The sequence below is a fragment of the Pseudomonas sp. FG43 genome (assembly GCF_057809175.1).
The window spans coordinates 179,368-193,085 of sequence record NZ_JBMDJL010000003.1; the positions used below are offsets into that span (position 1 = coordinate 179,368).

At 57.7% G+C, this 13,718-nt stretch carries 11 protein-coding genes; all 11 read right to left on the minus strand.

Going from position 1 to position 13,718, the window contains the following annotated elements; translation table 11 throughout:
* Window positions 1-41: 41 nt before the first annotated feature.
* Window positions 42-3,083 carry an efflux RND transporter permease subunit gene (locus ACODS3_RS05890; RefSeq protein WP_489033693.1) on the minus strand — a complete coding sequence of 1,014 codons (3,042 nt, stop codon included), beginning with the start codon at window positions 3,081-3,083 and terminating at the stop codon, window positions 42-44.
* Window positions 3,080-4,150, minus strand: coding sequence for an efflux RND transporter periplasmic adaptor subunit (locus tag ACODS3_RS05895; protein ID WP_489033695.1), 1,071 nt, complete (start codon window positions 4,148-4,150; stop codon window positions 3,080-3,082). Before ACODS3_RS05895 ends, ACODS3_RS05890 begins: the two co-directional genes overlap by 4 nt.
* Entirely contained in the window at window positions 4,147-5,265 is a 1,119-nt protein-coding gene (locus ACODS3_RS05900; protein ID WP_489033697.1) for an efflux RND transporter periplasmic adaptor subunit, read from the minus strand. Before ACODS3_RS05900 ends, ACODS3_RS05895 begins: the two co-directional genes overlap by 4 nt.
* Window positions 5,266-5,388: 123 nt before the next feature.
* Entirely contained in the window at window positions 5,389-6,630 is a 1,242-nt protein-coding gene (locus ACODS3_RS05905; protein WP_489033699.1) for an RHS repeat-associated core domain-containing protein, read from the minus strand.
* Window positions 6,631-6,644: 14 nt separating this feature from the next.
* Window positions 6,645-7,589 carry an RHS repeat-associated core domain-containing protein gene (locus ACODS3_RS05910; protein WP_304574694.1) on the minus strand — a complete coding sequence of 315 codons (945 nt, stop codon included), beginning with the start codon at window positions 7,587-7,589 and terminating at the stop codon, window positions 6,645-6,647.
* A 139-nt stretch (window positions 7,590-7,728) separates the two neighbouring features.
* Window positions 7,729-8,748: an ABC transporter substrate-binding protein gene (locus tag ACODS3_RS05915; protein ID WP_489033702.1), complete on the minus strand. Its 1,020-nt coding sequence runs from the start codon at window positions 8,746-8,748 to the stop codon at window positions 7,729-7,731.
* Between the two features lie 53 nt (window positions 8,749-8,801).
* Entirely contained in the window at window positions 8,802-9,668 is an 867-nt protein-coding gene (locus tag ACODS3_RS05920; protein ID WP_201003983.1) for an ABC transporter permease, read from the minus strand.
* A gap of 40 nt (window positions 9,669-9,708) precedes the next feature.
* A complete protein-coding gene (locus ACODS3_RS05925) occupies window positions 9,709-10,593 on the minus strand; it encodes an ABC transporter ATP-binding protein (RefSeq protein ID WP_304574692.1) in 885 nt (294 codons plus the stop codon).
* A 16-nt stretch (window positions 10,594-10,609) separates the two neighbouring features.
* Complete coding sequence (locus tag ACODS3_RS05930; protein ID WP_201018926.1) at window positions 10,610-11,506, minus strand: TauD/TfdA dioxygenase family protein; 897 nt, start codon at window positions 11,504-11,506, stop codon at window positions 10,610-10,612.
* A gap of 195 nt (window positions 11,507-11,701) precedes the next feature.
* On the minus strand, window positions 11,702-12,484 hold the full coding sequence (locus tag ACODS3_RS05935) for a MetQ/NlpA family ABC transporter substrate-binding protein (RefSeq protein ID WP_201018927.1): 783 nt from the start codon (window positions 12,482-12,484) through the stop codon (window positions 11,702-11,704).
* 226 nt (window positions 12,485-12,710) lie between these two features.
* Entirely contained in the window at window positions 12,711-13,643 is a 933-nt protein-coding gene (locus ACODS3_RS05940) for a sigma 54-interacting transcriptional regulator (protein WP_201018928.1), read from the minus strand.
* Window positions 13,644-13,718: the final 75 nt, after the last annotated feature.

A 13,718-nucleotide genomic window follows, 5' to 3' on the forward strand; every position in this document is an offset into this window, starting at 1 on the left:
TCCTACAAGTTTGTGTATTGCCTTGACTGATCGGCATTAATCTACGCGGGCTCCTTGATCCGGTACCAGGCCACATACAGGGCTGGCAGGAACAAGAGGGTCAGCAAGGTGGCGATGATGATGCCGCCGATCATCGCGTAGGCCATCGGCCCCCAGAACACTTCACGTGCGATGGGGATCATGCCCAGGCTGGCCGCAGCCGCCGTGAGCAGGATCGGCCGGCGGCGGTGCTCGGTGGCCTCGACCACCGCATTCCATGGCGAGTAGCCGCTTTGCTCGTAGGCATCGATCTGGGTCACCAGAATCACCGAGTTGCGGATGATGATACCGATCAGCGCCAGCACACCCAGAATCGCGACAAAGCCCAATGGCGTTCCGGTCGGGATAAGCGCCAGCACCACGCCGATCAACCCCAGCGGCGCGACACTGGCCACCAGAAACATCTTCTGAACGCTGTGCAACTGGATCATCAAAAAGGTCGCCATCAGGAACAGCATCAACGGCACGACACTGGCAATCGGCCCTTGAGCCTTGCTGCTTTCTTCCACCGTCCCGCCGGTCGCCACCTTGTAGCCCACAGGCAATGCGGAGGCGAACTTGTCGATTTCCGGCTTCAGTTGATTGACCAGGTCAGTCGGCTGAATCTCGTCGCGCACCGCACCTTTCACGGTGATGGTCGGCTTGCGGTCACGCCGCCAGACCAGTGGCTGCTCCAGCTCGTAACCCACCGTGGCAAAGGCCAGCAGCGGAATCGAGGTTCCGGCAGGCGTGACAATCTGCAGGTTTTGCAGGGTTTCCGGCGTGCCGCGCTCGGCGTCCTCGGCACGTCCTACCACGTTGATCAGGTAGATATCGTCGCGCACCTGAGTCACCGAAGAGCCGCTGACCACGCTGTTCATCAGTTGAGCAACGTCTTCGGAGGACAACCCCAACTGCCGCGCCTTGTCCTGATTGATATCGATGCGCAGCACCTTGCCCGGCTCGTTCCAGTCGTAGATCACTTCACCGACATGAGGGTTCTTGCCAAGCAGCGTGGCCAGTTCGATGGCGTGCTGGCGAACCTTGTCGATGTTCTCGCCACTGACGCGATATTGCAGCGGACGCCCGACCGGCGGCCCCATTTCCAGCGGCTGCACGTAGGAGCCGATACCGACATATTCATCGCGCAGGCGCTTTTGCAGGCGTGCAGTCAGGGCACCACGCTCCTCCAGCCCTTTGCTGACAATGACCAACTGGGCGTAGAACGGGTTTTCCAGTTGCTGATCCAGCGGCAGATAGAAACGCACCGCGCCCTGGCCGATGTAGGTGCTCCAGCGCTCGATATCGGGATCGTCCTTGAGGCTGGCCTCAAACCGGTCCACCACTCTGCGCGTCTCGTTGATCGAGGCATTCTGCGGCAGGTTCAGGTCGACCAGAATCTCAGGTCGGTCCGATGACGGAAAGAACTGGTTCTGCACGAACTGCATCGAAAACAGCGACGACGCAAACAACAGCAGCGTAATGCCAATCGCCAGCCAGCGATGACGCATGGCCCACAGCATGCTGCTGTTGAACGCCCGCCCCACGCGCCCCGGCTCTTCGGACTTGGGTTTGATGTTGCTGCTCAGAATATGCACGCCGATAACCGGCGCAAACAGCACGGCCACGATCCACGACACCAGCATCGCTACGGCAATCACGGCAAACAGCGTGAAGGTATATTCCCCCGCTGAGCTGTTGTTCAGGCCAATGGGCACGAAACCGGCCACCGTCACCAGCGTACCGGTCAGCATCGGGAACGCCGTCGAGGTGTAGGCATAAGTCGCCGCCTGCTCCTTGGTTTCCCCCATTTCCAGCCGTGTGACCATCATTTCCACGGTAATCATGGCGTCGTCCACCAACAGCCCGAGGGCGATGATCAACGCCCCGAGAGAAATACGCTGCATGGTGATGCCGCTGTACTCCATGAACACGAACACCATGGCCAGCACCAGCGGGATGGAACAGGCCACCACCAGACCGGCGCGCACTCCAAGGCTGACAAAACTGACCACCATCACAATGATCACGGCCTCGAACAACGCACTGGTGAAACCGCCCACCGCCTTGTCCACCACTTCGGCCTGATCCGACACCTTATGCACACCGACACCCACCGGCAGTTCAGCGGTGGAGATGTCCATTCGATCATGCAACGCCTTGCCGAACTCCTGAATGTTGCCGCCCTTCTGCATGGCGATGGACAGGCCGATGGCGGGTTTGCCGTTATAACGGAACAGCGGTTTGGGCGGGTCGGTGTAGCCTCGGGTGATTTCGGCGATATCGCTCAGGCGGTAGAAACGATCATTGAGCCGCAGATTGACCGCCGCCAGATCTTTCTCCGAAGCGAACTGCCCGGAGGTGCGCACGGAAATCCGCTCCGGCCCGGCTTCGATCACGCCCGCAGGCGTCACCGCATTCTGGGATTGCAGGCTTTGCACCACCTGACGCTGATCCAGCCCGAGGGCCGCCAGCTTGCGGGTGGAGAAGTTCAGGTACAGCACTTCATCCTGCTGGCCAATCATCTCCACCTTGCCAAGGCCTGGGACTTCGCGGATGTCGGCGCGGACCTTCTCGACATAATCGCGCAACTGACGCATCGAGAAACCATCGGCGGTAAAGGCATAGATCGAACCGAACACATCGCCGAACTCGTCGTTGAACGCAGGCCCTTGCAGGCCTTGGGGGAACTGCCCGCGAATGTCGTCGATCTTCTTGCGCACCTGATACCAGATCTGCGGTATCTCTTTGGCATTCGTGGTGTCGCGCAGGTACACGAAAACCGTGGACTCGCCCGGCCGGGTGTAGCTTTTCACGTAGTCCAGGGAATCCAGCTCTTCGAGCTTCTTCTCGATGCGGTCGGTCACCTGTTTCAGGGTTTCGTCCACCGTCGCACCGGGCCAGCGGGTCTGGATGACCATGGTCTTGATGGTGAAGGACGGGTCTTCTTCACGCCCCAGCTTCATGTAGGAAAACACGCCCATCAACAGGGCGACGAACATCAGGTACCAGACAAACGACTGATGCTTGATGGCCCACTCGGACAGATTGAAGCTTCCTTTCATCGTGGGCTTTCCTCATCGACTTTGACTTTCTGCCCCGGCTTGAGGCTGTTGACGCCCGCACTGACCACCTTCTCACCGGCATTGACCCCGCCTGCCAGCAGGAAGCTGTCGTCCTCACGGCTGACGACATTCACTGCTCTGGGGTTTACCGTCTGGTTTTGTGAGTCGACGATCCAGACTTGAGTTTTGCCGTCGGTTTCCTGCAAGGCATTGATGGGCAAGCGTATGCGCGGTGCGATGGTCGAGCTGAGGGTCACGCTGATCGCGGTGCCAAGCCGAAATGCCTGTGGCGTTTCAGTCAGAGACAATCGCGCCCGGCGCGTGCGAGTCGAGCGGTCGGGTTGCGGCTCGATTTCCCGCAGCGTGGCCGTGGTATTCACCTGAGGGTCAAGCTGGCTGGCCACGGTGAACACCACATCGACAGGCAACTGATCGGCCAGCGAAGCAGGAAGGTCGATCACTGCTTCCTTGATATCAGGTCGCGCCAGAGTCACGACTTCCTGCCCGGCAGTGACCACCTGCCCGGCTTCGACTCTCCACTCGGTCACCACGGCATCGTCGTCACTGCGCAATTCGCTGTAACTCAACTGATCGCGGGCCTGCTGCTCTGCTGCCCTGGCCTGATCCAGTGACGAGCGCGTGGTTTTCAGCTCGGTCAGGGCATTGTCCAGTTGCGCCTGCGCACCGACGCCACGGTCGAACAACTCCTGCTGACGGCGGGCATTGGCCTGGGCATTGATCCACTGCGCTTCGATACGGGCCAGATCGCCCTGGCGAGCGCGCACGTTATTCTGCTGATCGGTCGGGTCGAGGGTCGCGAGCAGGTCGCCTTTCTTCACTTCACTGCCCACGTCCACATCGCGGCGGGCAATCCGGCCCGACACCCGAAAGCCCAACACACTCTGGTAACGCGCCTGGATATTGCCGGCGAAACGTCCGAACTCCAGCTGCGAATCAGGCCGGGCCTCGACAAAGACCACCGGCCGTACAGGTTCGGGCGGTGTTTCATCCTTGCCGCAACCACTCAACAACAGGCCGCCCAACAACAGGCAAGACAAACGCTTCATGGTTGCACCTGAGCATTGTGACGCTGTGGTTGATCGGCGATTTCGACCTGCATGTCCGGGTGCAATAACTGTCCACCAGCGACCACGACTTTCTCTCCACTTTTCAGCCCGTCACCGATGATGACTTTGGAGGTCAGGTAACGAGCGACCTGAACCTTGCGCAGATTGACCTTGCCCTGTTCGTCCACCACCCAGACGGCGGGCCTGCCCAGGTGCTCGCCAAGGTCCTTGGTCAGGGCCGACCACGGCAGCTCGACGCTGGCATTGGCCGGTGCGCTCAAGGCCACACTGACTACAGAGCCCAGGTCCATGCCCTCGGGCAATGGATCAAGCGCGACCTTGACCTGCAAGGTGCCGGTTTGTGCCGAGACCGCCGGAGTCACTTCTCGCACCTTGCCGCTGACCTTGATCGCCGGGTTTTCGAGCAGGGTCACTTGCACGGGATGGTCAGTCGGAGGCTGAACGAACAGCGACTCGTAAACGTTGAACACCGCATCGCGCTCGCCGTCACGGGCCAGATCGAAGATCGGCACAGTCGCCTGCACCACCTGCCCGACCTCGGCCTGACGTGCCGTGATCACACCCGACGTATCGGCGACCAGTGCGGTGTAACTCAACTGCTCGCGGGCATTGGCCAGTTGCGCCTGCGCGGCTTTCAACGCGCTCTCGCTGCCGCGCAATGCGGCTTGGGCAGAATCGTATTCGCTGCGGCTGGTGTAACCCTTGGGCAGCAACTTTTGCTGACGCACGAAAGCGGCACTGGCCTGCGTAACACGCGCCTGCTCGGCGGCCACCGACGCGAGGGCCGAATCGACATTGATCTGCAGGTCCTTGGGATCAAGCCGGGCCAGCACCTGCCGGGCCGTCACGCGGTCACCGACATCTACATTGCGCTGGATGATCTTGCCGTTGACCCGAAACGACAGCCGGGTCTGCACCCGTGCCTGGATATCACCGGTCAGGGCAACGCTGGCAGCAAAGTCAGCGGTTTTAACCGTCTGAACATAAACCCGCGGCAGATCGGGTGCTGCCGGCTTTTCCTGACCACAGCCAGCCAGTAACCCCATGGCCACGGCAAGGCCGAGCATAACCAGTCCAGAAGAACGAGCAGGCATGCAGACTCCTTTTACGGCTGCCAGGATGCGAGATTGATATCACGAGAGAGGAACGTGAACATGCGACTGCGCGCAGGCGGGAGGGTTCCTTGAGGGGGGATGTCTTGAGGCATGATTGATGACTCACTTCAAACGTTCACGCATCAATCTTTGTCGCTCTCGAGCCGCCTCAAACCAATGATGTCTCGCGCTTATTTCCTCTAGACATGTATACCCATCAACATTGGTAATATGCGGAATTTCACGGGGGTCTATGCCTGTTTTAATAAGCTGTGCCGGTGTCGTACCGGGAGCATTTCCAGACGCAATATCCCGGGCGGTACGAATCAGATTGGCTCTTCCCTCCAAAGCCGAAGCGCTTTTGATGCCATCGAGCATCTGATCAATAGGCTTCAATGAGCCGTTCACAACCGCATTGATTCTTCTTGATGCCATGCTAAGCGCCAATAAGTCATTGGCAGATAGCATCCTGACTATTCGCTCAGTGACATGAGGCACGCCCTCAAAAACCTGAAAATCCCCTAAACCACTCATCTGTTTTGCTGCATTGATGGCACCCTTACCACTCAATCCATGCGCAAAGCTTCCTGCAAGTCTGTTCGCTATTGACTGAAATCCTGCAGCCGCCCCAAACCCTATTGAGGCAATACCTAACCCGCCCCCTATCAGGCCTAGTACAGAACTGGTCTCTGGGCTCATTTTTTCGGTGACAATCTGCGCAACACCGGCTACCCCCGAGGCAATGCCTGTCGCCCCCCCTGCAACCGCCAAAAGAGTGGCTGCACCAAAGGTTGCAATGCTTGCCATGACTCCAAATATACTTAAACCCAAGCCAAGACCGGCCTGCCAAGAAAAATGCCCTGAGGGATCAATACGGTTGACCGGATCGCCCAGGCAATAGCCATACGGATTCAAGCCGCCCCCCGAAAAAGGGCTCAGACTGTCAGGGCTGTTGAAACGCATCAGTACTGGGTTGTAGGCACGATAACCGTTACCCAACAGATAATGGTCCGTCACAGAATCGGGCTGCTCTCCATTGAAACCTGGCAAGCCTCCAAACAAAGCGGTCTCACGATGGCCGTAAGGCGAATAAGCAATGTCGGCTTGCCGGCTGCCTGTCGTTGCATATAAGACACTCTCTTGCCTATCACCTGCAATCAGGGTACTGGAGGTCCCGTTGCCATCACTCCTGTACTGTGCCAACAGATGTTTTTCAGCCCGAAAAAACGATAGAGAACTGTCAACGTGCAACTCTGTTACTAACTGTTCACGACGGTAGAAACGTCTGAAGTAGCCCTGCTCAAGTGGAGTAAAAGAAGCCACGCGGTCTAATGGGTCGTAGGTATATTTGCAGAGAATTGCCATGGCATCATTTATCCTTAGCTCCGAATAACTGCAGCTGGACTTAACGCCCTGGGCATCTCGTCCAATTCGATGGGGGCGCTACTGAGTAGCTTCGGTGCTACAGCACTCTGCAAATTCGCCAGATTCTTCGGATTCCGAGCCGCGATCACCGTACCAACCCGTGTGCTGGCAGCAACGACACCAATCGCCAGAGCGGCCCATCCCATGGGCTCCAGCAACGGAGAATCGGGGGCGACTTCAGCCACGATTTGCCGGGTTACACCAAGTACACCACCTGCCACCGCACTCGTCCCGGTAATCATGGTGGACAGGCTACCCGCACTGAAAAAACCGGCTTGGGCGGCCTTCACGGATAACAGGAAAGGTAGCGAAGGAAGCAGAGTGGCGGCGGCCGCTGTCAGTGCGGCCACGCTGAGTACTATGCCGACGATGAATTGCCAGGACACATGCCCCGTAGGGTCATAGTGGTTGACCGGATCCCCCAGGCAATAGGCATAAGGATTCACGCCACCCTCGCCAAACGGACTCAGACTGTCAGGATTGTTGAAGCGCATCAGCACCGGGTTATAGGCACGATAGCCTTTGCCCAATAGATAATGGCCAGTGACGGGGTCTGGGCGTTCGCCGTTGAAACCGGGCAGATTCTTGATCGGATCGTGATAACCGTACGGGGTATAGGCGATGGCCGTGCGTTGCCCTGATGTTGTCGTGCCGAGCACACTGCCGGGCTGATCAGTAGCGGCCAGCGTCTTACTGAGAAGCTGGCCTGTTAACGTTTGCAGTGCCAGCAGTTGACTCTCCCGATAGAGAAAACTGCGCTGCTCGTCTCCTTGAATTTCGTTGGCCAGCCTGTCGGCGCTATAGAAAGAGCGAGTAACGGCATCTGCCAGCGGCGTGCGAGTCGCAAGGCGATCCAGAGGGTCGTAGTCATAGCGACACAAGACGATTCCATGAGACATGGCGAGGGACCATTTCGAGCAATATGCGCCCCTCACAATGCCCCCCCACGTGACTGTTGGCTACTCGTAGAAATGACAGTCACGCTCGCGAATGAATGCGCTCCGCTGCAGGACCGAATTCATTCGGGAAGGCGGTTTGTCAGCTACCCGAGCCGCCATGGGCTTCTTCGAAGAAGTAGTCCTTCCAACTTGCCGCCTTGTTCTTCAGCACGCCCAGTTCATGCAGCTTCTCGGCATAGATGAAAGTGCGCTGTGGCGTGACCGTGAAATCGATTTCCGGATCGGAGACGATTTTTTCTACAAACGGCAGCGGCAGTTTGGACTGCTCGACGCGGATATAGGTCTTGGCCGCTTCCGCCTTGTCAGCCTTGATGATCTTCTCGGCCTCCGCCAGCGCGTCGTAGAACGCCTTGTAGGTCTTGGGGTTTTCGTCATGGAATTTTTCGGTGGTGTAGAGCACGTTGAAAGTGGCCTGACCGCCCAGTACGTCGTAGCTGCTCAGCACTTTATGAACGTTGGGGTTTTCCAGCGCCTGGTATTGGAAAGGCGGGCTGGAAAAGTGCGAGTTGATTTCCGAGCCACCGGCAATCAGCGCCGAGGTAGCATCAGGGTGCGCCAGGCTGACGGAGATGTTGTCGAACTTCTTGAAGTTCTCGTTACCGAACTGCTTGGCCGTCTCGATCTGCAAGGTACGCGACTGGAAGCCCACGCCCGCCGCTGGTACCGCGATGCGGTCCTTGTCGGTGAAGTCTTTCAGGGTTTTGACATTCGGGTTGTTGGTCAGCAGGTAGTTGGGCATCGAGCCCAGCGAGGCAATGGCCTTGACGTTCTGCTTGCCCTTGGTGCGGTCCCAGATGGTCAGCATCGGAGGAACGCCTGCCGAAACCACATCCAGCGCACCGGCCAGCAGCGCTTCGTTCATGGCGGTCGCGCCGGAAATGCTGTTCCAGTCGACCTTGATATCCAGGCCCTGTTCTTTGCCGTGCTTTTCGATCAGTTTCTGATCGCGCACCACATCCAGAATCAGGTAACCGATACCAAATTGTTGAGCAATGCTGATCTTGCCTTCGGCTTGCGCGCCGCCGCTGAGCAGAGTGCCTGCCAGCCCCAGTGCAGCAGCCAGTGCGGTCAGTGCAGGACGTTTGAAAGAAGTAACCATGAAACCCTCACAGAAAAATCGAAAGACGATAAGAGACCCAGCGCTCCATGCACTTAGCGCTGCATGCCCCAGCGCTTGACCGTCAGGCGCTCGATGTTGGCAAACAGCAGATTTTCCACCAGTAGACCGATGAGAATCACCGCCGCCAGCCCCGCAAAAACCTTGTCGGTATACAGCTCGTTACGATTCTGGAAGATGTACCAGCCCAGACCGCCCTTGCCCGAAGACGCGCCAAATACCAGTTCGGCAGCAATCAGGGTGCGCCAGGCAAAAGCCCAGCCGATTTTCAGACCAGCGAGAATCGAAGGCAGCGCGGCCGGGATCAGGATGTGCCAGACAAAGCGCAAACCCTTGAGGCCATAGTTGCGACCGGCCATACGCTGGGTTTCCGAAACACCGAGGAAACCGGCATAGGTGTTGAGCGCCAGCGCCCACAGCACCGAATGCACCAATACGAAGATCAGGCTGTTCTGCCCAAGCCCGAACCACAGCAGTGCCAGCGGCAACAGGGCAATGGCAGGCAACGGGTTGAACATCGCGGTGAGCGTGCTGAGCAGGTCACGGCCCAGTTGGGTCGAGACCGCCAGGGTTGTCAGACCGAACGCCAGGACAATGCCGATCAGGTAGCCCTGAATCAGTACCGTCAGGGAAATCCAGACCTTGCCCGGCAATTCGCCACTGATGATGCCGTCATAGAACGCCACAGCGGTTTGCAGAAAGCTGGGCAGCAGAAGATCGTTGTTCTGGATGCGTGCTGCGACTTCCCAGAGCACCGCCAGCAGGACCATGATCACGCTTTTGCGCACCCAGCTCAGTTGCCAGATGCGTTGGGCCAAGGGGATATCACGCGCCAGATCTTCCTGGGTGAAAGGCTCCAGCGTGACTTCGTATTCTTCACGAACGGGGGGTGAAAGGCTCATGTCGGGTTCTCTGTTGTCATGTTGAGGCGCTGAACAGGCCTCAATAAGCGATGCGGATATCCTGGAAATTCAGCTCGGACTCGGCCTGACCGCCGGTTTCGTTTTCATTGAACAGCAAGCGGTGAATACGCTGTGCCGTCTGCTGAAAACCGACGCCGCCCAGGCTTTTCAGGTCGTACTGATGGCTGTTGATTTCCGCACGCACGCGGCCCGGATGAGGGGACAACAACAGGATACGATTGCCGACCACCAACGCTTCTTCGATGGAGTGAGTCACGAACAGCAGTGTGAAACGTACTTCTTCCCACAGCTCCAGCAGCTCTTCCTGCATCTTGCGTCGGGTCAAGGCATCGAGCGCAGCAAAGGGCTCATCCATCAGCAGGATTTTCGGCTGCATCGCCAGGGCACGGGCAATCGCTACACGGGCCTTCATGCCACCAGACAAGGTGTGCGGGTAAGCGTCGGCAAATGCACTGAGGCCGACCTTTTCCAGGTAATAACGCGCACGCTCCAGGGCTTCGGGACGCTTGAGAGTGCGCGAAGCCAGCAACGGGAACATCACGTTTTCGATAACGGTTTTCCAGGGTGGCAGTTGATCGAACTCCTGGAACACCACAATACGGTCCGGGCCAGGTTCCTTGACCTGTACGCCAGTCAGACGAATCTGCCCTTCACTGGGCTGAATGAACCCGGCCACGGCCTTGAGCAAGGTGGACTTGCCGCAACCGGACGGGCCAAGCAATACGAAGCGATCCGCCGGATCGACTTCAAAACTGACTTGATGGGTCGCGCGCACTACCCGCTCGGGAGTACGGTATTCAATACTCACGTCCTGAACCTTCAACAAGGCCTCAGTGGCATGCTGAGTGGCCTGTTGCGTAATCGTACCTTCGCTAGCCGTATGGCTTTGCACTACAGCATTCATGACCAATTCCCCTGAATCAAAACGGCGCATCGCCTTGAATGGTGGTGCGATACAACTTGCGTCGCAGATGAGTCGGGCAACCGGCTGCCAGGTGGGTCAGGGAACGGTTATCCCAGAAGACCATGTCATGCGGCTGCCATTTGTGGCGGTATATATGTTCGGGGCGCGCGCAGTGGGCATAGATCTCGGTCAGAATCCTGCGGCTTTCTTCTTCCGGCAGACCCACGATGCGAGTCGTGAAATTTTCGCTGACGAACAACGCCTTGCGCCCGTTTTCCGGGTGGGTACGCACGATCGGGTGCGTCACTTCCGCAACCTGAGCCAATTGCTCGGGTGTCAGGGTCGGACGCCAACTGGCAGCGTTATCACCATCCAGATAGCGGGAGGTGTAGCTGTGAACAGCGGAACGACCTTCGACCGCTTCGCGCAGATGCTGCGGCAGGGTTTCCCAGGCCAGATGCATATCGGCGAACAGAGTGTCACCGCCTTCGCTTGGCAATTCCTGGGCATACAGCATCGAACCCAGGCTTGGCAGCTCCTTATAGGAAAGGTCTGAATGCCAGTACTTCCCGGCATCACCCAGGCCCACAGGCTGACCGTTCTCGACAATGTTGGAGACGATCAGGATTTCCGGGTGGTTGGCCAGCAGGAACTGCTTGAGCACATGGATCTGCAACACGCCGAAACGGCGGCTGAAATCGATCTGCTGCTGCGGGGTAATGTGCTGGTCGCGGAAAACGATCAGGTGGTAATCGAGATGTGCTTTGTGTACGCGAGCAAAATCGGCGTCATTGAGGGTTTTGGACAAATCCAGCCCGACGATTTCCGCGCCCACATTGCCGGTGAATGGACGCACCTCAAACTGTTGCTCGGCGGCTTGGGTAGACGATGAAGCGAGGGCGGCTGCGGACATATAGGCTCCGACTCCAAAACATGTAGATGAATATAGAGACAGAACTTTATAGGTATAAGAAACTAAATTTAAATACCGTTATGGCATATTCATAGCGCGGAATGAGCTAGCAGACTTCGCGGCTGAAGCCGCTCCCACAGAGAACTCCATAGAAGCGGCAGCCGGGAAAGGGGATTAACCGTACCCGATCGGCAATCAGAACGCTGGCAATACCGCGCCATCGTACTTCTTGAGGATGAATTCCTTCACTTCAGGGCTGGTCAGTGCTTTGGACAGCTTCTGGATAGCGTCGGTGTTGGCGTTATCTTCGCGGGTCACCAGGTAGTTCACGTAAGGCGAATCGGAACCTTCGATGATCAACGCATCCTTGCGCGGGCTGAGCTTGGCTTCCAGCGCGTAGTTGGTATTGATCAGCGCAAGGTCAACCTGACTCAGCGAGCGAGGCAGCAAAGCCGATTCCAGTTCGCGGAATTTCAGTTTTTTCGGGTTGGTGGCGATGTCCTTGAGCGTCGACAGCGCGTTGGTCGGCTCCTTGAGGGTAATCAGGCCGCCCTTTTGCAGCAGAAGGAGTGCGCGACCGCCGTTGCTGGCTTCGTTCGGAATGGCAACGGTTGCGCCCTCAGGCAGATCCGCCAGGCTCTTGTGCTTGGAGGAATAAGCGCCGAACGGTTCAACGTGAACACCGACGCCGGTCACCAGTCTGGCGCCCTTGCCTTTGTTGAAGCCATCCAGATAAGGCTTGGTCTGGAAGTAGTTGGCGTCCAGACGCTTCTCGTTGAGCTGCACGTTAGGCTGCACGTAATCGGTGAATTCCTTGATTTCCAGATCCACGCCTTCCTTGGCCAGGGTTGGCTGGATCAGCTTCAGAATTTCAGCGTGTGGAACAGGGGTAGCACCGACCACCAGTTTTTCGCCAGCCTGAGCCAGGCCAATGGAAAGCGCGGCCGCCAGAGCGGTCAACAACAAGGTCTTCTTCATGCAATGTCCTTAGGAAAATCAAAGTCGTGGAAAACGACAGCTCACCAATGTGTTGCCCCCGATGCAGTGCTATCAGGGGGCATGGCATGGACATTACCGGGCTTTTTTATTCCAAGAAAATATCTTTTTCGTAAGTGCTTATGCCTGAATGAATCAAAACAGCAGCACATAGAACAAAAAACGCCCCCAGAGGGGCGCGCAGGATCAAACAAAGGTGAACGTTTTTTCAATCCTTGAACTGAATACGTTCCAGCAGGCGTTTTACGGCCAGCAGTTGTTCCTCTTTGGCATCTACCAGGATCCGCCCGACAAGCCGCTCGACCTCTGCAATCGGGTTAGTGCTTTGCGGCAGGTTCAGATGCTCCGGCAGAATCTCTTCGCCACTGCTGACCAGCAGCGCAAAGTGAATGACGTTTTCCAGCTCACGTGTATTGCCAGGCCAGTTATGGGCCTGGAGGGCAAGCTGCGCCTCATCGCTGAGCAACTGCACCGGCAGGTTCAGGCGCTGGCTGTAGATACCCACAAAATATTCCGCCAAAGGCACGATGTTGCCGGGCTGTTCGCGCAGGGCCGGCAGGTCCAGGCGTCCTTCGCTCAGGTAGTGGTAAAGCCGCTCGTGAAACTTCCCGGCCTCCACAGCCTGCGCCAGATCGATACTGGTCGCGGCCACCAGACGCACATCCACCGGGCTTGGCTGATGAGCACCAACACGGGTGACTTCGTGATTTTCCAGAGCCGACAGCAGCTTGATCTGAATCGGCAGCGGCAAGTCACCGATCTCATCCAGATACAGGGTGCCGCCATTGGCCGATCCGAACCAGCCGGCACGGCTACTGCCCGATACGCTGTGGGCGCCAGCAGCATAGCCGAACAACTCTGCATCGGCGTAGGAAGGGCTGATGGCACCGCAGTTGACCGACACAAACAGCCCGGAGCGGTCACTGCCACGGTGAATATGCCGCGCCAGCAATTCCTTGCCGGTGCCGGATTCGCCGCGAATCAATACTGGCAGCGAGCGAGGCGCCAGTTGTTCCATTTCTTCGCGCAACTGACGAGAACGTGGATCGATGAAAACCAGCGCTTTGGCGCGGATACTAAGAGGACTTTTGTCCGCTTCGGGAAAAGTCAGCAGCGGCTGACCGAAAGCTTCAAGGCTCATGACAAACTCCCGCCTGAGCCCTTGCGAGGCTCAAGCGTTAAAAAACAGGCAGGCCGAATGACCTGACGAAAACAT